A 21,689-nucleotide genomic window follows, 5' to 3' on the forward strand; every position below is an offset into this window, starting at 1 on the left:
AAGATCCCTAAATTATACTAAAACCGAGCACAAACCCAAGGATCAGGCCCCATGAGATGTCCGTTTTGCGGTAATACCGATACCCAAGTGAAAGATAGCCGCCCAGCCGAAGACCATGTGGCGATCCGACGCCGCCGGTTTTGCCCCTCTTGTGGGGGTCGTTTCACCACATACGAGCGTGTTCAGCTGCGCGATCTAGTAGTGGTCAAGAAAAATGGCAAACGCGAGGATTTTGATCGCGACAAACTGGCCCGTTCCATCCGAATGGCGCTGCAAAAGCGCCCCATCGAGGCTGATCGCATTGAACAGCTGATCTCTGGCATTGTGCGTCGCCTAGAAAGCATGGGCGAGGCAGATATCGATAGCGCCAAGATTGGGGAAATTGTCATGGATACCATGGCCCGCATTGATACTGTGGCCTATGTGCGTTTTGCCTCCGTATATAAAAATTTCCAAGCGGCTGATGACTTTGAAGAGTTTGTCAAAGAGTTGCGCCCACCAGAACCCAAAGAAGAGGATTGATGCAAACGGTTGCTGCTGACCAGCGCTGGATGCGATTGGCACTGGCGCTTGGCGCGCGTGGCGCGGGCACCACGTGGCCTAATCCTTTTGTGGGATGTGTAATTGTCAAAAATGGCATCGTTCTGGGCCGCGGCTGGACACAAATAGGGGGCCGACCCCACGCGGAACCCATTGCATTGGCACAGGCCGCTCAGCAGGCCCACGGTGCCACGGCCTATGTTACACTGGAACCCTGCGCACATCATGGCCAAACCCCACCCTGCGCCGAGGCCCTGATCAAGGCAGGCATCGCACGGGTAGTGGTCGCCACCACGGATCCAGATCCGCGGGTATCTGGGCGCGGCATCTCTATGTTGCGCGCAGCGGGTGTCGAGGTAACAACAGATATCTGCAAATCCGAGGCGGATCATCAACACGCCGGTTTTTTCAAGCGGATACAGGAGAACCGCCCCTTTGTTACGCTAAAGTTGGCAACAACACTGGATGGTAAAATCGCCACAAGAACTGGCGATAGCCAATGGATAACAGGGCCCAACAGTCGCAAATATGTTCACCTTTTGCGCTCGACCCATGATGCGGTAATGGTCGGCCGCGCCACCAGCACTGCAGATGATCCCAGCCTAACAGTTCGCGAATTTGGCGCAATAAAACAACCCGTTCGCATTGTTCTGGATCGTCAGTTGCAATCAAGTCCAACCGGCAATCTTGGGCAAACGGCACAGGAAATTCCCGTTTGGATGTGCCACGCACAGGGGGCGCAGACCCAAGGCTGGGCCAAAACCGGGGCAGAGCTGATCGCCTGTGCCTCTGGGCCTGCTGGGGTTGATTTGGGCGATGCCCTTGGGAAAATCGCGGCGCGGGGCATCACGCGGGTTTTTTGCGAAGGCGGGGGCACCTTGGCCGCATCCCTATTGAGGCACGGGGTGGTGGATCAGCTGATCACCATTACCGCTGGCGTGGCAATTGGCGCCGAAGGCATCGGTGCATTGGGCACAATGGAGGTTTGCGCCCTTGCGGATGCGCCACGCATGAAGCTGGTGCAGAGCAAATCATTTGGAGGCGATATCATTTCCACATGGCACCCCGCCTAGCGCCATAGATAGGCAAATCCCGAAAATCGCGCTTGTAGCTTGGCTAGTGCGCGATTAAGTGGCCCACGCCGAGGCGAAGCTTGGCCTGTGGAAAACCTCTCGAGCACCACTTCTGGCGGGCAGGGTTGGCCTGACACAGGATCCCAGTAGCGCGGATAATCGATCAAGGTCGCATGGATCAATTGCGTAAGGTTGGGTCTGGATTTTCGGCGATCTGGCATGGCCGCCAAATCCTCGGTTAACCCCCACCCCGCATAAAACGGCACCCCAAAGCACACCACATGGCGCTCTTGCATCAGTGCCTCGAACCCCGCCAAAGAGGTAATGGTACACAGCGTATCGCAGCGCCCAATCAGATCAGAAATATCCCCCTCCGACAGAACCAAATCTGCCGTGGCCCGTAGCGTTTCCTGCCCCACCTCTCCTCGCCGCAGTCCCGCAACAACATCAGGGTGGTGTTTGTAGATTATATACTCATTTGGAAATTTTTGCCGCGCCGCCCACAGAAGCGCCTTGTTGGTTTTAACCTGATCTGCCCCCAACAAAACCGAGGCATCATCCTCGACTTGGCCAACAACCAATATAATCCGCTGGCCCTTTTTGGGCGCTATCTTCACCTCTGCTGCACCCAAGTTGTATTTAGATATCCCTGCCTTAATATAAGATCGCTTCAACGCAGTGGCGCGCGACAGCTGGGTTTCGGATAGAGAAATAGAGGCGTTGATCTGGGTTTCTAGGTCACTGGGGTAGTTGGGGTCATAATAGATGCCGCTGTGATCAAAAACCAATGAACAAGGTGTGATTAAATGCGCTCCTAGGCCACTAGAACGGATAAACCCATCCTCGACATTGATCAAATCAACCCCGGCCTTTTGCGCTCGCACCACCAAATCACTACCACCCTTCTGACCCCAACGGTAAATCGGGGCTGGCTGGCGCTGCGCCATGGTAATGGCATCTGCAACAGTCTTGGCAAAAAGCACTGGCTTGCGCGCACCGCTGAGGTATTTGCGCATAAACCCATGCTTCCATAGGCGCATGCCATACATCACCGCACCCGATGCGCCATCCCGCCAGTTCTGCCCCTGAGCCACAAGGATCTCTGTGGTACGTTGGAAATCCGATGCCCGATTAAAAAACGGATCAAAGTACAACGCGTATTTCAAATAGGTCGCCCAAAATATATGTTCAGGTTCGCGCCATCCCTTGACCACCGACTTGGGATGGCGATCATCGCTTAGCCCCCAACCGGCATAAAATGCCCGCCCGAAAACCACCGGTTTGTGGCCTGCAAAAATCGCCTCTGCACCCATTTGCGAGGTAACGCAGTAAACCGCCTGCGCCCTATCAAACAACGCCCAAGGAGAAACCGCGCGGTCATAGAGCTGAACGTTATCATCCTGATCTTCAGTGTTGAAATGCCCTGCCCGCGTGCCCGCCATCGTTTCGGGATGGGTCTTAATCAATATCTTAGATCCAGGATTTTCATCGCGCGCCACCTGTAGCATATGCGCAAAGGTCTCGGCATCAGCGCCGCCCTTGCTGATAGACGCATCACCTTTGGTTTGGTCAATTACCAGCACAAATTTCGATGGCAGCAGCGGGTCGTCCAGCGCAAAGGCATTGTATTTCGACAGGTTTTGGCGCTGCATCATCTGCATAGCACCCCGCGCTTGGCCTAGTTCCTGTGCTGATAGGCCTATGCTGTGATGGATAAACTGGTGTAGATCGTTTTTAGTATTCGCATCAAAGAAAATGCCATTGCGATCCTGTATCACGCCTAAACTGGGCGCCCCCTGACGCCCGGTACGTACAGAACGAAGAAAGCTATCCTCTACCGTCAGCAAAGGCAGTTTTCGCCGCTTGGCAATTAACCGACCGCGCCTTGATGACTTCTTGCGCCCCCAAACAGCGATCATATCGCCCTTGGCGCGCGGCCAACCAAAGCGGATTTTATACCCATGGGCCTGTAGAATTTGTCTGGGCCTGCGCGAAAACAAAAGCCCCAAGCTGTACACATACAACCCAGAGCTTTCTATTTTCTTCTTTGCCTTAACTAAGGCCATCGATGTTACAAATCTTCGATGGTATTGACCAAACGATCCCCAGTGCCCAGCACACCCAAGAACGTCGAAATAACCTTGGTGAATTGCGAATAGGGTGCCTCGGTTACAAACATGATGTCATTGTCGCGAATCTCAAAATCCTGTGCCAAGAATAGACCATCAGGCTGAACGATATTTAGCACATAGAGCACACGGCGTGATTGCACAAAATTGGAAACACCGGTCAGCTGAGAGACAATCTCTGGCTTTTCATCTCGCAATACAAAAATGCCAGTGGAATCCCCTGAATACGAATTAACGCCACGGCTTTGCGCGATGGCCTCAAGGGCATTGATCTTGGGCTTAGAGAAGCTGCGCAGCCCTGTGTTACCGACCTGCCCCATCACAGTATAGGATCGCACATCCTGCGAGATAATGATCCGATCATTGGGGCGCACATGCACGTCATTGCGTGGATTGGTATAGAGATCCTGCAACCAAACACTGCCGGTTTGCGACCCGCGTTGTAGCGTGACCTTGGTCAGGTCTTCTTGCCCCGTGGCAATGCTGGAACCGCGGCTGGCCTGTGCCAATATGCCCGTCAGATGACGGGTGGAATTATCGATCTGATAGACGCCCTGCCCCATGGTGCCCAATACCGTCACGGATGCGCCGGTGCCTTCGGCACGGGCCAGTTGCACCTGCGGATCAGGGGTTTGTGCTGCGAGGCTGGCCTCGATAGATCTGCGCAATTCTTCTGTGGTCTTACCAGAGGCAGGGATGCGCCCAGCATAAGGTACAAAAATATGACCTGTTTGATCCACCTGAATGTGGTTGATCACTGATGGCAAACCTGCGCTGCCTAAAATCCCGGCCTCTACATTCTCATAAACCGTTAGCACCAGAACATCGCCACTGCGCACTACATCTGTGTTCATCCCGCCTGATTGTAGAAATGTACTTGGGAAGCGCAGGGTCTCATCGACATTGGTGATATCTGCAACGCGTTGTGTAACCTGAACCAGTAATGTTTCACCGCCACGTTTGGACGATCCCGCCAAAAGCTGGCTTTTGCTTGGGCCCGCTGTTGGGAAAATAGTACAAGCGGCTATTCCAAATAACAGCCCCCCAAATGTCAATGTTTTAACAGCAGTGCCAATAAAATTTTTGCCGCGCATTAATCCGCCCTATCTTTTTTGCAAAGCTTTACCCAATTCTAGGTAGAATTCCACCAAAGAATGCAAAAATCATTTTATCAGTTTGATCTGTTGCATTGGCGCGGCAGGAGATTGCGAAATCAGGTCGTATGGGTCGCTGGATGACAGCACCAGATCGACCGCTTGGCGCGTAAGGCGCGCGCGGCTTTTGCGCGCATAAAAACCACCGGTTATCTGCGAGGTCACCAGTAAAAACCGCCGATAATCGCGATAGGCGTTTAAATCTGGCGTGTTTGGCTGCGCGAAAAAATCTGCGGTTGTTTGCTGGGATACCAATTCTGGCTTGGAATAAACACTGCGGCCCAGTGTTTTTACCGGCAGCCCACGCCACAGCGCCTGTTGTGCCGCGGTGGAATTTATGGTGATAACCGAGCGCGCGAAATCTAAGACAGCCGCCAATTTACCGCCGTGCAAAAAATGCACCCGTGCGGCCACACCGAATTCTGCGGCAATCTGGGCAACCACCCGATCGGGCCGTTCACGGTAGTCCTCTAGGGGATGTGCCTTAAAAACCAGATGATGGTGAGCAGGCGCCTTTTTCACAAAGCCTGAGATAACATCGTGAATGAATTCTGCATTGTCGCGATAATCGCTATGCTCGGCAATGGACGAGTCATGACCCAATTGCATCAAGGCCACATGGTATACATAGCCTTTGTTTGTAATTCTGCGCGTAGCGATCATCCGCTTTGCCCAGCGATAGGGCATTAGGATCAAACGCTTGCAATGCGCCCATAGCTCTTGACCAAGGGTAGCAGTCCGGTGCCCTCGATAATTCGGGTATTTGCGCCGACCAAGAAACAGGTTCAGATGATAGATCGCCCCATAAAGTGCATGGCGACGCAATTCGCCCCAGCGGGCCGGCGCCTCTGGCTGATCCTCATCAATACGGCCTAAACAGCTGCGCATTTCATCTATCGACATATTCATTAGCCGAGAATGCCCATTCACGCCACCGCGCTCATAGGTTGTCCAATAAGGGCGCATATAGCCCTCTTCGAAACAATGGATGGTAACGCCCGCGTCTTTCGCGATCTTGATCGCCTGTGCATGAAAAACCCTATGATCCCCATAGATCACCAGATCCGTTACCCCCCGAGCCAGGTAGTCCGATAGGTACTGCGCCCACTCATCCTGTGGCTGTTTAAAGGCGATATAGGTTTTATGATCGGGCCAAAACCGCGCATCCCCCTGATTGAATCCGATCTTTACGATCTCTGCACCAGAGCTTTGCAATATCCGCGATAGTTCATAGAAAAACGGGCCATGCGGCCCCTGAAGAAAGACAAACTTGCGCTTGGGGCGCGAAATTTCGCGAAGAGATGCCAATTCAATTCCTTGCAACGCCAGCGTGTGCTGGTAAACAGCACCGTCATACCGGTATTTTTTAAAAACTATGTTAAAAACTTATACCGAGTTCTATATCTGATAAGCAATATGGATAAAAGGACAGTTTCGGTGGCAATTTGCTGGCATTCGTACGGGTAAATAGCTACTAGTTTTCAGTGAAATTCAGAGGAATCGAAAATGTTTACGGGTATTGTCACCGACATCGGCGAAGTCATCGCACTAGAGCAAAATGGGGATATGCGCGCGCGTATTCAAACCCGCTATGATGCGGATGATATTGATCTCGGGGCATCTATTGCCTGTAACGGGGTCTGCCTGACGGTTATAGAAAAAGGCAAACTTGAAACCCACAGCTGGTTTGATGTGGAAATTTCATCGGAATCTCAGAGCATTACCAACATCGGCTCTGGCAACAAAGCTTGGAAAATCGGCACCAAGCTGAACCTAGAGCGCGCGCTAAAATTAGGCGACGAGCTGGGCGGGCATATGGTTTCGGGGCATGTGGATGGTCTGGCCGATCTGGTTCAGATGGATCAGGTGGGCGACAGCACAGTCGTGACCTTTGAAACCAGCGATAAATTATCGCAGTTTATTGCAGAGAAAGGTTCCGTAACGCTGGACGGCACATCCCTTACGGTCAATCAGGTTGATGGCAGTCGGTTTAACGTAAACCTGATCCCCCACACAAAAACCTGTACAATATGGGGGGATATGGCGCTTGGGGATAAAATAAATCTGGAGATTGACACGCTGGCGCGTTATGTGGCGCGTCTAGCGCAGGTGCGCGAGGCTAAACCACGCCCCGATAGCTTTAAGTCTGATGCGGACTTTATCGATATTGCCGGCCAAGCGAGTAAAACAACATGAATGTCGCCCTTAAGAGACAAATGAAATCCGCCGCGCGGCTCTATGCTGTACAGGCATTGTTCCAAATGGAAGCCTCGGATCAGACTATGGATGCGGTGCGCGAACAATTCGTCGAGCATCGCTTTGGTGCAACCTACGAGGGTGACCAATATGCGCAAGGCAATATCGCCCATTTCGAAACCGTGATCTACGAGGCAGTGAACCAGCAAGCGCTGATCGATCAAATGACAGATCGCGCCTTGGCAAAAAAATGGCCAATTGATCGCATCGATCCAACCATCCGCGCAATCTTTCGTGCGGCTGGGGCCGAACTGGTAAAACAGAACACCCCCCCCAAGGTCGCGATTAGTGAATATGTAGATGTGACCAAAGCGTTTTTTCCAGAGGGTCGCGAAGCCAATTTCGTAAACGCCGTATTGGATCATATGGCCCGCGAAGCAAACCCAGACGCCTTCGCCGAATAAAACTCTTCATTATTGGAATAACCCATGACCCGCACCCTGATCACATCCGCCCTGCCCTATATCAATGGTGTAAAACACCTCGGGAACCTAGTGGGCAGCCAGCTACCCTCTGATGTCTATGCGCGCTACTGCCGCGCTATTGGCCACGAGGTCATGTATATCTGTGCCACAGACGAGCACGGCACCCCCGCAGAATTAGCGGCGAAGAAAGCGGGCCAAGGTGTCGAGGAGTTCTGTACACAGATGCACGAGGTTCAAGCAGAATTGGCCCGTGGATTTCGACTATCATTCGATCATTTTGGCCGCTCTTCCAGCCCGCAAAACCACAAGCTTACGCAATATTTCGCAGGGCGGTTAGCCGAGAATGGTTTGATCGAAGAGGTCAGTGAAAAACAGGTCTATTCCAACACTGATGGCCGCTACTTACCTGATCGTTATATTGAAGGCGAATGCCCCAACTGTGGTTTTGCGGATGCGCGCGGAGATCAGTGCGAAAATTGTACCAAACAGCTAGACCCGACCGATTTGATCAACCCGCGCTCTGCAATTTCTGGATCTACTGATCTAGAGGTACGCGAGACCAAGCATCTGTATCTGCGCCAATCCAAACTGCGCGATACCTTAGACAAATGGATTTCAACACGCGAGGGCTGGCCAGTTCTAACCACATCGATTGCAAAAAAATGGTTGCATGATGGTGATGGATTACAGGATCGCGGCATCACGCGTGATTTGGATTGGGGGGTGCCCGTAAAGCGCGGCACCCAAGAGTGGGACGGCATGCAGGGCAAGGTCTTTTATGTCTGGTTTGACGCACCGATCGAATACATTGCCGCCACGGCAGAGTGGGCCGAGGCCAATGGTCACGAACCGGCCGAATGGCAGCGTTGGTGGTGCACCGACAAGGGCGCGGATGATGTGAATTACGTTCAATTCATGGGCAAAGACAACGTCCCCTTTCACACCCTATCTTTCCCTGCCACGATCATGGGCGCGGATGACAATTGGAAATTGGTGGATTATATCAAGTCCTTTAACTATCTAAATTACGATGGCGGGCAGTTCTCGACATCCAAGGGGCGCGGGGTGTTTATGAACCAAGCCCTGGATATCCTGCCCTCTGATTACTGGCGCTGGTGGTTGCTGTCGAATGTACCAGAAAGCTCGGATAGCGAATTCACATGGGAAAGTTTCCAATCTGGCGTGAACAAGGACTTGGCCGATGTTCTGGGGAATTTCGTGTCCCGCATCACCAAATTCTGCCGCTCTAAATTCGGCGAAGAAGTGCCCGCAGGGGGCGTGTATGGCGCGGCCGAGCAGGCAGTCATCGATCAGATCAATGCCCGCCTTGCCTCGTATAACGCCAATATGGCTGCGATGGAGGTACGTAAATCCGCTGCTGACTTGCGGGCCATTTGGGCCATTGGTAACGAATACCTACAGGCGGCGGCTCCTTGGTCATTGTTTAAGACAGATCCAGAGGCCTCGGCAGCGATTGTGCGCTTTGCCTTAAATCTGATCCCGCTTTATGCCGCCCTATCTCAGCCCTTTATCCCCGATGCCGCCCAGACTATGGGCGAGGCCATGAATGTGGATCTAAGCTGGCCACAGGATGCAGCAGAGGCCCTACAGACCTTAACCGCAGGGCATAGCTTTAGCGTACCAGAGGTGATGTTTGCTAAAATCAGCGATGATGCGCGGGATGAAATGGAGAGCCGCTTTGCAGGCGTATAGGGCGCCGGCACAGCCGCTGTGACCCATGTCAGACCTAGAGACTAAAAGGGCTGGTGCAGAGAGTGCACCAGCCCTAATTTTTTGCGCTGATCTCGTGCTTATTCAGCCCATTCCCAACCTTGGATAAACCCACCCAATACTGCGGTGACAGCCTCGTCGGATGCATCGCCACTGGCCTGCAACATCGCCACCAAACCCTTTTTCTTGGTTTCAACAACCAAGGCCACGGAAACCGGCAGGCCGGCATCTGTCAGTGCTTGGTCATAAATACGAGTGATCGCCATTTTGCGCAGGTCGGGCTTAAACACCTTGCCCACGGCTGTTTTGGGCAATTCTGGTAAGATTTCCATATATTTTGGCCGTGCGGCGCGCTCGTGCACATGGTCGCCAACATAGGTCATCAGCTCGTCGATCGTCACCTCGCCACCGTCTACCAATTCGACAAAGGCGCAAGGCAATTCTCCGGCTTTAATATCTGGTTGACCAATAGCTGCCGCAAAGGCAACAGCAGGATGGCCCGCCAAGGCTTCTTCGATGACCGCAGGATCAATGTTATGCCCCCCACGTATGATCAAGTCTTTCGCGCGCCCCGTGATCCATAGATAGCCCTCGGCATCAATGCGGCCCAAATCGCCGGTGCGCAAATGCGTGCCATTGGCAAAAAGGCCGGTGTTTTTATCCGCCTCAGTATAGGTCTGCCCAATGGCAACACCAGGATTAGAGACACAAATCTCCCCAACCTCATCAACGCCCATCTCGGCCAAAACCTTACCCTCGGCATCACAGTCATAAATGCGCACATCCGTATGGGGGAAAGGAAACCCGACAGAACCAATGCGTCGTTCGCCATCTGTGGGGTTACAGGAGACCAAACAGGTGGCCTCGGACATGCCGTAGCCTTCGATAATTTCCACACCCGTGGCCTTTTGGAAATTTTTAAACAGCTCCACAGGCAGTGGGGCAGATCCACAAAATGCGGCACTAAGACTAGAAACATCAGCATTGACGGGGCGTTGCATCAAGGCCGCCGCAGCCGTTGGCACAGTGACCAGAAAGGTCACTTTCCAGCGCTCGATCAGCTGCCACATATTGTCAAAAACACCATCACCGCGATAGCCCGCAGGGGTCGGCAAAATCATATGCGCACCAGATTTCAAACACCCCGCCCAGATAGGATAGGCCGCAAATACGTGGAACAATGGTAAAGGGCAAAGCACTACGTCTGTTTCCTTGTATAACAGGGTGCTGCCAATCCAGCCATTATACAACACACCCGATTGTTGGTGTTGTACGATTTTGGGGCGCCCTGTGGTGCCACCGGTGTGAAACAATGCACAGAATCGATCATCCGCACTTTCTTCGAAATCCAACGCATCGCCATTTTGCTCGGCCAGTGCCGAATGGAAATCGATAACCTTGGCAGAATGCTTTATTTCAAATTTAGGCCGGATCAGCGGTACGATCCACTTGAGAGGCGGTGTTAGATGCTCCAGCAGATCTACCTCTACAACCGTTTCTACCGAGGGGGCCTCGGCAGCAGCGGCATGGGCCAATTCTGCAACATTGGTTTTTGGGAAAGAACGCATGGTAACCAATACCTTAGCACCGGTTTCGCGGAGCAATGCGGAAATATGTTCCGGTTCTAATGTGGGATTGATCGGGGCAACCTTACCCGCGGTCATCCCCCCCATCAGGGTGACCAACGTCTCGGTCGTGGTCGGTAACAGATAGGCTACCACGTCGTTTTCACCAACCCCCAGCGCGCGGAACAGATTGGCTGCCTTGGTCACCTGCTGTGTCAACGATTTCCATGACAGGGTCTGGGCTTTATCCTTTGGGCCGGACTTCAGCTGAAAGCTAACAGCGCCACGTTCTGGGAAATTATTCTTTGTTTCCAACAGCTGCTGATAGGGTGTTTTTACTGATACGATCTCGGCAACCGATGTGCCCTCTTCGATTTTCTTTACATCTTGTGTATTTCTAAATTGATATGTCACGATAAGTCCTCCCAGTCTTCTCTCAAGGATGACGCAAGATTACGTTAACGTCAAAGAAAAAGGGCAGGATAGCCTGCCCTTAAAATCATTTTGACGCATCGTCGTATTATGTAGGAATACGCAAGACCTGACCTGGATAGATTTTATCAGGATGGGTTAGCATTGGCTTATTTGCCTCAAAAATCTCTTCGTACTTGGCGCCATTGCCCATGGTTTTTTCAGCAATTGCCCATAGGGTATCGCCTGATTCAACCGTATGGAAAACACCTTCCGAGTCATCCTCGGAATTGTCTTGAACACCAGCAATCCCCTTAACATTGCCAAGGGCAAGCATCAGCTTCTCTTTGATAGATTTAGATGCTGGTTTTCCAGTTAGAACGACTTCGTCGCCCTGAACCGCGATTTCGACGCCCTCTGCATCCAAGCCCAGATCGGCGATCTCGGTGTTCAATGCCTCGGTTGCTGTTGCTTCGTCGTCATCCTCGCCGAACAATTTCTTGCCAACGTTTTTCGCAAAATTTAATAGGCCCATTTACCCCTCCTGATTTGTTAGTCACAGGGGAAATGTAGGGCCCTATTCACCTATTGCAAGGTCTATACTGTATCTGACGTAAATTGTAATTTGGCTAAACGCGCATATAACCCACCGCGGGCAATCAAATCATTATGCGTGCCCTGCTCGATGATGCGCCCTTCGTCCAAAACCACAATACGATCGGCCTTTTTCACCGTGGCCAACCGGTGTGCGACGATAATGGTCGTACGCTCCTTGGCCAACGCATCTACGGCCAATTGCACCGCTTGTTCACTCTCGGCATCTAGGGCCGATGTGGCCTCATCCAACAACAGGATCGGCGCATCGCGCAAAATCGCCCGCGCAATTGCCAAGCGTTGCTTTTGCCCACCAGACAGCATCACCCCCTGCTCGCCCACATAGCTATCGTACCCATCTGGCAAGGCGATAAGGAAATCATGTGCCGCGGCGGCCTTGGCGGCGGCAATCACCTCTTCGTCTGTCGATGCTGGGCGACCAAATCGGATGTTTTCCATAGCCGAGGTCGCAAAAATTACCGGATCTTGGGGTACCATGGCCAAATGTTGGCGGAACTCTTCACGCGCCAAAGTGTTGATGGGTAGCCCATCGATACAGATTGTACCACTTTCTGCATCAAAGAACCGCATAAGCAGTTGAAATACTGTGGATTTACCAGCCCCGGAAGGGCCGACCAAGGCGAGGGTCTCACCAGATTTGACATTTAAATTCAGCTTATCCAGCGCGGTCACCTTGGGGCGCGCTGGATAGCGAAAGGTCACATCCTGAAACGTGATTTCGCCAACAACTGGGTGCTGCAATTGTTGCGGATTCTGGGGATCCAGCACCTCGTCTTCGGCATTCAATAACTCAACCAAACGCTCAGTTGCCCCAGCCGCACGTTGCATTTCGCCCCAGAACTCGGCAAAGGCCGAAACCGAGGCCCCCACAATTACCGCATAGATCACAAACTGTACCAAAACACCTGCTGTCATTGTACCTGCACGTACATCCCGTGCACCAATCCATAGCACCGCGACAATCCCTGTGAATATCAGGAAAATTACAATCGCCGTCATCACCGCGCGGATAGTGACCCGTGCGCGGGTTGCATCATAGGCCTGTTCTGTTAGCGCACCAAATCGCGCCCGCGATACGGCCTCATGCGTAAAGGCCTGAACCGTCTGCGCTGCCAAGAGGCTTTCGGATGCGTTGCCAGAGCTCTGGGCGATCTTGTCTTGGTTGATCTTGCTTAGGCTACGCACTCTGCGTGCCAAGGCGAAAATTGGAATCAGAATAAACGGTACCAAAAGTAAAACCAAAGCAGTTAGTTTTGCCGATGTGATAAACAAAAGGATCAATCCACCAAGGAACATCAGTAAATTGCGCAGGGCAAAAGACAAATATGATCCTATCACCGAAAGTATAAGCGTGGTGTCCGTGGTGATGCGGCTAAGCACCTCGCCAGTAAGCAGTTTTTCATAGAAAGCGGGGCTCATGCCGATCATTTTATCGTAAACCGCACGGCGAATGTCCGCGACCACCCGCTCACCCAACCGTGTGACCAGAGCATAGCGCACCGCAGATCCCACCGCCATCAAACCGGCGACAAAAATCGCCGACATGAAGTAGCGATCAAGTAGCGCAGGATCGCTCTCTTGTTGAAATCCATCAACAACGCGGCGGACCGCCAGCGGAAGTATCAGGGAAATCGCTGCCGTAAACGTCAACATAAACAGTGCCGAGGCCACGAGCCAGCGATAGGGCTTTAGAAACGGAATAAGACCTTTTAGGGCGCCAACCCGTTTGCCCTTTTGGCGGTCTTCTGCGATTGCGGCGGTAGATTCTGGTGTAGACATAGGGAATGAGTATTCACAACCGCGCCCCACCGCAAGCCAAAGCCGCAATTTTGCCCGATTTCAATAAAAGAGTGATATTTATCACTTTTACAGAATGTAAAATTAACATAAATTATTTGTAACGAATGTTTATAACCGATTCTGCGTCGGAAATTCTAAGTTGACTTTATAACCTACGAGATCTGCCAATGTATAGGAACATAGCCCCCCCGGCAATTGGACCGCAATTGCCCAAAGATTTGATACGCAACCCACAGGATCACCAAGGGGAACTGGAAGAGTTTTCACGTGACCTGAAAGAGTGGTGGCGCTTGCACAGCACCCGTCTGCGTCCCGATGGATACCACAACCGTATCGCCTATTATAAAATGCACACAATGGGTGGCGATGTTAATCTTCCCGAGAGCCTGATTAACTGGATGAAGGATGCGGATATCACGCGTGATCGTCGCTCTTGGAAGGCGGTTGAGAAATCAATTTTGACAGGCAAGCTGTTTAAATCCATCGCCTAATCACAGCACCTAAATCTTGGTGGAGCGTGCGTTATATTCCCAATTGCACGCATCTGTCACACGTCAGCCCTTTGTCGCCAAGTTGTATTTTACTTGGGTGTTTTTGCCGATTTATGCCAATGGAATCAACGCCCAAGCTCAGACATCAGCCCATTATCTTTAACATTTCTGGAGATAAATTCTCTGGAGCGGGCGACGGGAATCGAACCCGTGTCATCAGCTTGGAAGGCTGAGGTCTTACCATTACACAACGCCCGCTCTGAGAATTCACCTCATATTTCAATCCCCCTGCGCCGTCAAGAAGGTAGTTCATCTGAAATCAAAGTTTTAGTGCACCCAGCACGCGCAATCATGCCTCCCCTGCCACGGCATCGCCTTGGCGCCTAGCCGCATAAATTAATCAACCAATTTCCAGCCCAAAAGACCAACCACAATCATCAAGCCAACCGCTGTTACCTGCAGTATGGGTGCAAGATTGCTGATAGGCGGTTTACTTGTTTTTGTCGGGCGGGGGGCGCGGTTTCCAACGCTTGTGAAACCACAGCCATTGGCCCAAATTATTTCGTATTTGATTTTCAAGCGACAGGTTAAGCGCCTGCATCATCGCCTTCGGGGTGCTATGGGTGACCGGCGCTTCGAAGTGGACCTCGAAGTTCAGACCATCCGCCAGACGAATACCATAGGCCGGCACCAACAGTGCGTCATACTTCAATGCCATTTCTGCTACCGACAGCGCGGTCAAGGCAGGCTTGCCGAAAAAATCGATCTCTATACCAGATTGCATACGTTGATCATGCAACAGGGCCACAGGCCCACCACCGCGCAGATGGCGCACCAAATGCGCCAGCCCCTTGCGGCCCCGCTCGAACAGCGGGGTACCGATCTGTGAAATGGCCGACAGATAATGGGCGTTCATATGGCGATTGTTCAAGGGGCGATACAGGCCGCCCACCTGATACCCCTGCCCCGCTAAATAGCCGCGCACCGCATCATAATTCCCGATATGGCCAGAAACGATCAATACAGGGCGACCATCAGCAAGTGCCTGCATCAGCAACGCGTGGCCTGACCCGCTTATTTTTGGATCCCTTACAATTGATAGAAATTTCTGTGCTGAATACAATTCCATGATCGTGCGCCCAGCGTTATTTGGGGCCTGATCAACAACCTGTTCTATTTCTGCTGCAGACAGGTCAGGTAACACATGGCGCAGATTATCGCGCGTACGAGTCCGGTACCCTGCCATTGGCGCTACAACTTTTGACATGAAAACCCCCGCCAGAGGCACACGCAGGTGATAGGGCAACAGAAACAGCCCGCCCATAATTCCCCTTAGGGCGGCATTTTGGATCCAGTATTTTACAGACATGCCGGCCCCCTACCAAGCAGAGTACCCGCCATCCACATTTACAAATTGCCCGGTCATGTGATTAGCACCAGAGCTAGACAAAAACAGTGCGACATCCGCGATTTCGTCGGGCTGAGCCATACGCCCCTGCATGATCAATTCAGAAACCCGTTTTTGAAACTCTTCGGAATGCCCATTAAACACCGCACCAGGGGCTAGGGTGTTCACCGTGGCCTTATGGCGCCAAGAACTGGCCAACCACAGTGTCAGCCCATGTATCCCCGCCTTGGTCGCCTGATAGGCGCTAAAGTTTTTGAACGGCATACCCTCGTAGATATCGTGATGGGGGGCGCGCAATGCATACATCGAGGCAATGTTGATCAGTTTTAGATCCCATTTCCCCAGGACCTGTCGGTCAATCTCGCGGGCCAATAGAAACGGCCCCGTCAAGTTTACCGACAAGGCCTTGTTCCAGCTGTCCAGCGTAGTATTGGCCAGATCAGGAAATTCAGCCCCTGCCTTCATCAGCATCTCGCCAGTGATCGAGGCATTGTTAAAGAACACATTGGGCTTGTGCCCATCTGCCAGAATTTGCGACACCGTATCCCCAACAGCCGCCTCATCTGCCACATCCATCTCATAAAGGGCAAAATTCTCATTCTGGCCAAATTTTGCAGCCAAGCCATCATAACGCGCACCGGGCAATTCCGAGGCAATCACCCGCGCCCCAGCATCCAGCATACGCCGCACATAGGTAGAACCAAGAACCCCACCTGATCCAGTAAGGAATATGCTCTTGTCACTTAGATCGGTCATGCTTGGGCTCTCTTTTTCATCAGGAATTCTACATATTCAAAATCTTCTGGCGAGTCGATATCGAAACACCGCCCTGCGGGCATCAGATAGGGGATGACCCGTCCGTCAAACAGCGATGAGGCACGACGCAGATAGTCGGGGTCCAAAACATAGGTAGAGGCCGCATGTTCATAGACCACTGGGGCCTGCTGGCGGGCGACCACTTTGTTTGGCAGAGGTTTCGACACCTGAAGCGCGCCTGTAGCATCAGGCTCTACCAAATTGAAATAGGGGTTTTTACGTGCATCCGTACAAGACATCACCATATCGGGTGATTGGGTTTGATACAGGTTTATCGCATCTGTAATATCTTGGGGAATACGCAGGGGTGATGTGGCGTCCAGATCCACAAAAATATCCGCCACTTGGCCGGTTTTTTGCTCGACCGCCTCTAGCGCATGTTCCCAGACGTTCCATTTTGATGCTGTGTCCGATGCCAAATAGGCAGGGCGCAGCCCGATATCCAACGCCCCCTTAGATACTGCAAAATCCAAATAATCCTGCCCATCCGTTGAGACCACCACGCAGTCAATCTGCGGATGATCCAGCAGCTGATCAAGGCTCCATTGCAACAACGGTTTCCCGTTAATCTCGCGCATGTTTTTACCAGACAGCCCCTTAGACCCCGCCCGCACACCGATATGTCCAATAATCATGTTTTCGCTCCTAAAGTAGAGGTAAATTTGCGCTGTTCGTAGGCGGTACAGATCACTGCACAAGAGGCCATTTCCTTGGCAAAAACCGGCGCGATTGGGTTTTGTGCCTGTCCACTACGCACAAGTGTGATAAAATCTGCCATAGCATTTTGGAACATCTGCTGGCGATCAATGGATAGATCCAACTGCTGAGCGCCATTATCACGCTGGATTGTGTAGCGATCATTAGCAAAATCAAATGTGATATTCTGATCCTGCCCGAACAACACCATCCGCCGTGTGCTGATCGGATTTATGTAATCCATCGCCACAACCCCCTGCGCGGTATCAGAGGTCAACGATAGCTGGCTGGAAAAATCAACACCCGGATAAGCACCATGGCCAACGGCACTGACACCTTGCACTGTTAGTGGCCCTAAAACCACCTGTGCCATATCGATTTCGTGGCATAAATCCAGCAAAACGCCCCCGCCCTCTGGTTTGGCGGCATAGCTATCCTCAAAGCGCCAGTTCTGCCGCCATTGAGTGACATCATGGCCGATCTCAAAACAAAAGCGGTAGACCAGTGCATGATCTTGGGCCGCAAGATACTGAACCGCAGGGTGATAGCGCATCATATAGCCGACGAAACTGCGCCGCCCCAAATCCCCTAAGAGCGCCTCAATTTCCATCAAGTCCGAAGAGCGAAAGGCCACTGGTTTTTCGATATACACGGGGATGTCGTGACGTGCTGCTAGTTCTATCACCGGAATGCGCATCTGGGTTTCTGTACAGATAATCGCGGCTTCTACACCCTCGCCAAAAACCGCCTCGACCCCCGACAGCCCCGCCGCGCGCATCGAGATCAGCTGAACCTGCTCGCCCAGCACATCTAAATTATGTGCGTGGCGCTGGCCAATGGCCCCTGATCCAATTACCGCGATGCTCATTTGAATACATCCTTCATTTTCGCACCATGGCGTTGATATCCAGCGCGTACCAGCATGTCAGGCAAATGGGCTACAGCCTTGGCCCCGCCCCCTTCGTGGGCCTGAAAAAACGCCGCCGCTTTGGCAGACATGTGATCGCGATCTTTAAGCTCATACAGGCGTTCATATAGGCGTTCAGCCAGTTCATCAGCACTTGCCACCTGTGCCAAAACCCCTGCCTGTAGGGCCTCTTGCGCTGGATATTCAATTGACCAAGTCACTGGTCCCACGAACACAGGTTTGGCCAAGGCCAAGGGTTCAATGATGTTATGCGCGCCGCTATCCAAAAAACCACCCCCCACGATGGCAGCATGGCATAGATCCAAATAGAAATACATCTCGCCAAGGCTATCCCCAAGCAAAACATCGGTTTGCGATTGAACCGGTGTGATCATGTTTAGGTTTTCATCAAATAGATCACAGCGGCGTTCGACCCGTTGCCCCTGTTCAATCAGCAATTCATAACACTCTTCAAAGCGCTCGGGTGCCCGTGGCACGTAGATAAATAGTGGCAACGGATTACCGGCCTTTCGGGCGCGTGCCTGAATCTGCTCTATGGCCTGTAGATAGATTGCATCCTCGCCCACCACCACACTGGCCAATGTCACCACTGGGCGTGCGCCCAACACACCAAGGCGGGTTAAGGCCGCGCTGGCATCCAGCAGATGCGGCGCGATGGGTTGATCAAATCGGGTCTCGCCCATGATTTCAACATTGCTGGCCCCAAATGCACGAAACCGCGCCTCTTGGATTTCGGATTTAGCCAAAACCCCCGCATAGCCCGCAATCAAATCTCCGCGCGCGCCTAATATCCGCCCGCTGTCACGCTTGAAGCTGTGCTCGGGATACTGGGAATTACACAAGAACAGCGCCACACCTGCGCGGCGTGCGGAAAAGACCATCTGCGGCCATAACTCGACCTCCATCACCAACCCAAGGTTAGGCTTAAACGCCCTGAAAAACCGTGCATAACACCAATGATATTCCGCAGGCGCATAAACCACGGCCAAATCACCCGCCGTGATCGCGCCTTCGAACATCCGCATCGTTTCGCGCCGACCGGCTGGGGTAAAATTGCTGACCACCACGCGCTGACCTCGATCAAGGAAGGCCTGAATGATCGGCGCCGCAGAACGCAACTCGCCCAATGAAACAGCGTGAACCCACAAGTCGGCATTTAGATTCTGCCGATAAAAGCCAAACCTTTCACCCAAGAATTGCGTGTACAGGCGATCCTTTCGCCCTCGCAAAAACAGATAGATCAACGCGAATGGCAGGCCAAGCAGCCAGAACAGCTTGTAGGGCAGCATGGCACAGCGCAGACGCAAAGACGGGAAGTTTTTCTCAGACGGCATCGCGCGTAGCCCTAGGTGTTCTTGTCATAATCAACAAAGGTTTTCTGCATATCTGCTTCCCAAAACTTAGGTTGATTGATCACCTCTACAAAGCGTTTTGCGGTGCTGCCCGCACCAAAGCTTTGATCCCGCTCAAACCGCCGCCCCCAAGATTGTTTAAAAAAACCTGCGATGGTTTCATGATCATTTGCAGCTGCTGCAGTGATTGATTTGGCCTGTGAACGATTGGTCTGGCGCGATCCAATATCCAAACTGGCAATCCCCAGAAAGGGCGCCTCTCGCACGCCAGCACTAGAATTACCGATCAGGGCCTGCGCATTGCGCAACAGTTCTGAAAAATAGGCAAATCGCATAGAGGGTATACGTTTGAACCGCTGGGGTGATAACCCTTCTAGCACCGCAAAAATATCAACCGAGCCAGGGTCATTGTTTGGCGAAATGACCACAAAGTTTTTGCCGCTTTTGTCCAGATTGTCAAACAAATCCCTGGCCTGTGCGCCCATGGTTGCGGCCTCGGATGTGACAGGGTGGAACAGCACCACACCATATTCATCAAAGGGAATTTCATAGTGATCAAGGACGGTTTGAATATCCAGCCCCGTGGGCACCCCGTGGGTATCCAGCTCTGGCGAGCCAAGCACATAGATCGAGCTCTCGGGCTCGCCCAGAACCTGCACCCGCTCTTTGGCTTGGTCAGAACTGACGAAATGATAGGTGGCCAATTTAGTGTTACAATGGCGGAATACCTCGTCGATGGTTCCGGATACCTCGCCCCCCTCGATATGCGCAAAACGCACATAATTTGTGGCACAAACCAACGAACAGGCCAAAGCCTCGATCCGATCCCCATGCACCACGACCAAATCATGGGGGTTCTCTTTCAGAAAATCCGAAAACCCCAAAATAGTTTTAGACAGAATCAAATCTTGGGGGTCGCCTTCGACTTGGTTGGTAAATTCGATCAAGCCCACGCCAGAAACGCGAGAGACCTCGATCTTGGTCAGCCCATAGCGTTCCATCATGTGCATGCCCGTGATGAAAAACGACACATCATGCCCCGCATCCCGCGCCGCAATAGCCAGGGGCTCGATTTTACCGAAATCCGCGCGGGTTCCAGTGACGAATACAATACGCTTTCTCATTGATCTTCGAAATCCGACCAGCGCAATTGTTGATTAAAAGTCACCGCATGTTTCAATGTCTTGCCGACAACCTGATCAAATTCAAACCCCGCAATTTCGCCCGACCCCGGGCGGCGCGCCCAAATATCAGCCTCAGTGATTACCTGACCTGCCGGCAGATCACGATCCGCCACCACAGACCCACGAGCAAAGCGATACACGTCTTCCTCCGGGCCGGTACGTTTTTTTGCGTTGTGCAAGGCCGTGTGTATATCGCGCGATTTCTGCACCATCACCGCCAGTTCTGCGGGATCCATTGAGCAAATGATATCGGGGCCATCGCGTTCCATCGTATCGGTATAGTGGCGTTCCAAAATACAGGCCCCCAGCGCTACAGAGGCCAAGGCCATTTCAGGCCCAATCGAATGGTCAGAAAATCCGACAACCGCATTGGGGAAGGCATTTTGCAAATCAACCACCCCTTGCAAGGATACGATTTCAGGCGGCGAGGGGTAAAGATTGGTGCATTCCAGCAGCGCATATTCAATGCCCGCCGCATCCAGGATTTCAACCGATGCCCGCACAGTTTCGATGGTTTGCATCCCCGTAGACATGATCACAGGTTTGCCAAAACTGGCGATATGCCGGATCAGGGGCAGGTTATCCGCCTCGCCCGAGCCAATTTTAAACGCAGGCACATTAATGTCATTTAGAAAATCCGCCGCTGCACGCGAGAACGGAGTAGAGATATATATCATCCCCAGCTCTTCTACATAGGCCTTTAGTGCGATCTCGTCTTCCTGTGACAATGCACAACGCTCCATCACCTCCCAGATCGAAACATCCGCATTGGGTGGGAAAATTTGACGGGCTTCCTCGGTCATTTCATCAGAAACGATATGGGTCTGATGCTTGATCATCTCGCATCCAGATTCGGCGGCCAAGCGGGCCATTTCCTTGGCTACGGCCAGATCACCGCCATGGTTAATACCAATTTCAGCGATAACCAATGGGGGGTGTTGAGATGAAATTTCGCGCCCTGCAATTTTCATATTACTGCCTTTGTTTTTCTCTGTTTTAGCGGCGAAATCACCCATGCGCAATTCATGTTCGGTTTTTTGTCCATTTCCCAAGCGCAACGAATTGCGTTAGACATCGATAGAATTGTTAACCCCCTCAACCCCAAGGCGCTACCC

At 52.3% G+C, this 21,689-nt stretch carries 19 protein-coding genes and 1 tRNA gene; 6 read left to right on the forward strand and 14 right to left on the reverse strand.

All coding sequences use genetic code 11. The features are described 5' to 3' along the window. The first annotated feature begins 51 nt into the window (after positions 1-51). Together nrdR and ribD are read left to right on the forward strand one after the other, a co-directional pair. Positions 52-522: a transcriptional regulator NrdR gene (gene nrdR / locus QQL62_RS04850; RefSeq protein WP_284376570.1), complete on the forward strand. Its 471-nt coding sequence runs from the start codon at positions 52-54 to the stop codon at positions 520-522. Further along, positions 522-1,613, forward strand: a complete 1,092-nt coding sequence (gene ribD, locus QQL62_RS04855) for a bifunctional diaminohydroxyphosphoribosylaminopyrimidine deaminase/5-amino-6-(5-phosphoribosylamino)uracil reductase RibD (RefSeq protein ID WP_348520654.1) — start codon at positions 522-524, stop codon at positions 1,611-1,613. The genes nrdR and ribD overlap by 1 nt, the downstream gene beginning before the upstream one ends. Here the strand turns inward: ribD and QQL62_RS04860 are convergent. The 3 genes from QQL62_RS04860 to QQL62_RS04870 form a co-directional block, all read right to left on the reverse strand. After that, positions 1,610-3,679, reverse strand: a complete 2,070-nt coding sequence (locus QQL62_RS04860; RefSeq protein WP_284376571.1) for a capsule polysaccharide biogenesis protein — start codon at positions 3,677-3,679, stop codon at positions 1,610-1,612. The two genes, ribD and QQL62_RS04860, sit on opposite strands and share 4 nt — an antisense overlap. A gap of 5 nt (positions 3,680-3,684) precedes the next feature. Next, the gene (locus tag QQL62_RS04865) at positions 3,685-4,836 is read right to left on the reverse strand and encodes a polysaccharide biosynthesis/export family protein (RefSeq protein WP_284376572.1); all 1,152 of its coding nucleotides are present in this window, start codon (positions 4,834-4,836) and stop codon (positions 3,685-3,687) included. A gap of 69 nt (positions 4,837-4,905) precedes the next feature. Continuing rightward, a complete protein-coding gene (locus QQL62_RS04870) occupies positions 4,906-6,204 on the reverse strand; it encodes a capsule polysaccharide biogenesis protein (RefSeq protein WP_284376573.1) in 1,299 nt (432 codons plus the stop codon). A gap of 198 nt (positions 6,205-6,402) precedes the next feature. Here QQL62_RS04870 and QQL62_RS04875 point away from each other — a divergent pair, with 198 nt between their 5' ends. Genes QQL62_RS04875 through metG form a run of 3 tightly spaced genes read left to right on the forward strand, consistent with a single transcriptional unit; the run spans position 6,403 to position 9,290 of the window. Beyond that, positions 6,403-7,092: a riboflavin synthase gene (locus QQL62_RS04875; protein ID WP_284376574.1), complete on the forward strand. Its 690-nt coding sequence runs from the start codon at positions 6,403-6,405 to the stop codon at positions 7,090-7,092. Then, on the forward strand, positions 7,089-7,556 hold the full coding sequence (gene nusB, locus QQL62_RS04880; protein ID WP_284376575.1) for a transcription antitermination factor NusB: 468 nt from the start codon (positions 7,089-7,091) through the stop codon (positions 7,554-7,556). Before QQL62_RS04875 ends, nusB begins: the two co-directional genes overlap by 4 nt. Before the next feature lie 24 nt (positions 7,557-7,580). Further along, the gene (gene metG / locus QQL62_RS04885; RefSeq protein ID WP_284376577.1) at positions 7,581-9,290 is read left to right on the forward strand and encodes a methionine--tRNA ligase; all 1,710 of its coding nucleotides are present in this window, start codon (positions 7,581-7,583) and stop codon (positions 9,288-9,290) included. A gap of 98 nt (positions 9,291-9,388) precedes the next feature. Here the strand turns inward: metG and QQL62_RS04890 are convergent, their stop codons facing one another. The 3 genes from QQL62_RS04890 to QQL62_RS04900 all read right to left on the reverse strand — a co-directional run bounded on the left by QQL62_RS04890 (position 9,389) and on the right by QQL62_RS04900 (position 13,678). Beyond that, positions 9,389-11,287 carry an acyl-CoA synthetase gene (locus QQL62_RS04890; protein ID WP_284376578.1) on the reverse strand — a complete coding sequence of 633 codons (1,899 nt, stop codon included), beginning with the start codon at positions 11,285-11,287 and terminating at the stop codon, positions 9,389-9,391. A 106-nt stretch (positions 11,288-11,393) separates the two neighbouring features. Further along, positions 11,394-11,819, reverse strand: a complete 426-nt coding sequence (gene lysM / locus QQL62_RS04895) for a peptidoglycan-binding protein LysM (RefSeq protein WP_284376579.1) — start codon at positions 11,817-11,819, stop codon at positions 11,394-11,396. A 62-nt stretch (positions 11,820-11,881) separates the two neighbouring features. Beyond that, on the reverse strand, positions 11,882-13,678 hold the full coding sequence (locus QQL62_RS04900) for an ABC transporter transmembrane domain-containing protein (RefSeq protein ID WP_284376580.1): 1,797 nt from the start codon (positions 13,676-13,678) through the stop codon (positions 11,882-11,884). Positions 13,679-13,866: 188 nt separating this feature from the next. Here QQL62_RS04900 and QQL62_RS04905 point away from each other — a divergent pair, with 188 nt between their 5' ends. After that, positions 13,867-14,190: a hypothetical protein gene (locus QQL62_RS04905; protein WP_284376581.1), complete on the forward strand. Its 324-nt coding sequence runs from the start codon at positions 13,867-13,869 to the stop codon at positions 14,188-14,190. Positions 14,191-14,374: 184 nt separating this feature from the next. Here QQL62_RS04905 and QQL62_RS04910 read toward each other — a convergent pair. The 8 genes from QQL62_RS04910 to QQL62_RS04945 all read right to left on the reverse strand — a co-directional run bounded on the left by QQL62_RS04910 (position 14,375) and on the right by QQL62_RS04945 (position 21,590). Further along, a tRNA-Gly gene (locus QQL62_RS04910) sits at positions 14,375-14,448 on the reverse strand. A gap of 232 nt (positions 14,449-14,680) precedes the next feature. After that, positions 14,681-15,559 carry a lysophospholipid acyltransferase family protein gene (locus QQL62_RS04915; protein ID WP_284376582.1) on the reverse strand — a complete coding sequence of 293 codons (879 nt, stop codon included), beginning with the start codon at positions 15,557-15,559 and terminating at the stop codon, positions 14,681-14,683. A gap of 9 nt (positions 15,560-15,568) precedes the next feature. Further along, complete coding sequence (locus QQL62_RS04920; RefSeq protein ID WP_284376584.1) at positions 15,569-16,354, reverse strand: SDR family NAD(P)-dependent oxidoreductase; 786 nt, start codon at positions 16,352-16,354, stop codon at positions 15,569-15,571. Next, positions 16,351-17,049, reverse strand: coding sequence for an acylneuraminate cytidylyltransferase family protein (locus QQL62_RS04925; RefSeq protein ID WP_284376585.1), 699 nt, complete (start codon positions 17,047-17,049; stop codon positions 16,351-16,353). The genes QQL62_RS04920 and QQL62_RS04925 overlap by 4 nt, the downstream gene beginning before the upstream one ends. Then, complete coding sequence (locus tag QQL62_RS04930) at positions 17,046-17,978, reverse strand: Gfo/Idh/MocA family protein (protein ID WP_284376586.1); 933 nt, start codon at positions 17,976-17,978, stop codon at positions 17,046-17,048. The genes QQL62_RS04925 and QQL62_RS04930 overlap by 4 nt, the downstream gene beginning before the upstream one ends. Further along, positions 17,975-19,372, reverse strand: coding sequence for a 3-deoxy-D-manno-octulosonic acid transferase (locus QQL62_RS04935; RefSeq protein ID WP_284376587.1), 1,398 nt, complete (start codon positions 19,370-19,372; stop codon positions 17,975-17,977). The genes QQL62_RS04930 and QQL62_RS04935 overlap by 4 nt, the downstream gene beginning before the upstream one ends. An 11-nt stretch (positions 19,373-19,383) precedes the next feature. Beyond that, positions 19,384-20,514 (reverse strand): UDP-N-acetylglucosamine 2-epimerase, encoded by a 1,131-nt coding sequence (gene neuC / locus QQL62_RS04940; RefSeq protein ID WP_284376588.1) that lies wholly within the window; start codon positions 20,512-20,514, stop codon positions 19,384-19,386. Then, a complete protein-coding gene (locus QQL62_RS04945; RefSeq protein ID WP_284376589.1) occupies positions 20,511-21,590 on the reverse strand; it encodes an N-acetylneuraminate synthase family protein in 1,080 nt (359 codons plus the stop codon). Before QQL62_RS04945 ends, neuC begins: the two co-directional genes overlap by 4 nt. Positions 21,591-21,689 lie beyond the last annotated feature (99 nt).

The organism is Amylibacter marinus, assembly GCF_030160015.1.
In the GTDB taxonomy this organism is placed as follows: Bacteria; Pseudomonadota; Alphaproteobacteria; order Rhodobacterales; family Rhodobacteraceae; genus Amylibacter; species Amylibacter marinus.

Excerpts from the sequence above, each read along its gene's own strand:
- nrdR (WP_284376570.1), top strand. The coding sequence starts at position 52 with ATGAGATGTCCGTTTTGCGGTAATACCGATACCCAAGTGAAAGATAGC.
- ribD (WP_348520654.1), top strand. The coding sequence starts at position 522 with ATGCAAACGGTTGCTGCTGACCAGCGCTGGATGCGATTGGCACTGGCG.
- QQL62_RS04860 (WP_284376571.1), bottom strand. The coding sequence starts at position 3,679 with ATGGCCTTAGTTAAGGCAAAGAAGAAAATAGAAAGCTCTGGGTTGTAT.
- QQL62_RS04865 (WP_284376572.1), bottom strand. The coding sequence starts at position 4,836 with ATGCGCGGCAAAAATTTTATTGGCACTGCTGTTAAAACATTGACATTT.
- QQL62_RS04875 (WP_284376574.1), top strand. The coding sequence starts at position 6,403 with ATGTTTACGGGTATTGTCACCGACATCGGCGAAGTCATCGCACTAGAG.
- nusB (WP_284376575.1), top strand. The coding sequence starts at position 7,089 with ATGAATGTCGCCCTTAAGAGACAAATGAAATCCGCCGCGCGGCTCTAT.
- metG (WP_284376577.1), top strand. The coding sequence starts at position 7,581 with ATGACCCGCACCCTGATCACATCCGCCCTGCCCTATATCAATGGTGTA.
- lysM (WP_284376579.1), bottom strand. The coding sequence starts at position 11,819 with ATGGGCCTATTAAATTTTGCGAAAAACGTTGGCAAGAAATTGTTCGGC.
- QQL62_RS04900 (WP_284376580.1), bottom strand. The coding sequence starts at position 13,678 with ATGTCTACACCAGAATCTACCGCCGCAATCGCAGAAGACCGCCAAAAG.
- QQL62_RS04905 (WP_284376581.1), top strand. The coding sequence starts at position 13,867 with ATGTATAGGAACATAGCCCCCCCGGCAATTGGACCGCAATTGCCCAAA.
- QQL62_RS04915 (WP_284376582.1), bottom strand. The coding sequence starts at position 15,559 with ATGTCTGTAAAATACTGGATCCAAAATGCCGCCCTAAGGGGAATTATG.
- QQL62_RS04920 (WP_284376584.1), bottom strand. The coding sequence starts at position 16,354 with ATGACCGATCTAAGTGACAAGAGCATATTCCTTACTGGATCAGGTGGG.
- QQL62_RS04925 (WP_284376585.1), bottom strand. The coding sequence starts at position 17,049 with ATGATTATTGGACATATCGGTGTGCGGGCGGGGTCTAAGGGGCTGTCT.
- QQL62_RS04930 (WP_284376586.1), bottom strand. The coding sequence starts at position 17,978 with ATGAGCATCGCGGTAATTGGATCAGGGGCCATTGGCCAGCGCCACGCA.
- QQL62_RS04935 (WP_284376587.1), bottom strand. The coding sequence starts at position 19,372 with ATGCCGTCTGAGAAAAACTTCCCGTCTTTGCGTCTGCGCTGTGCCATG.
- neuC (WP_284376588.1), bottom strand. The coding sequence starts at position 20,514 with ATGAGAAAGCGTATTGTATTCGTCACTGGAACCCGCGCGGATTTCGGT.
- QQL62_RS04945 (WP_284376589.1), bottom strand. The coding sequence starts at position 21,590 with ATGGGTGATTTCGCCGCTAAAACAGAGAAAAACAAAGGCAGTAATATG.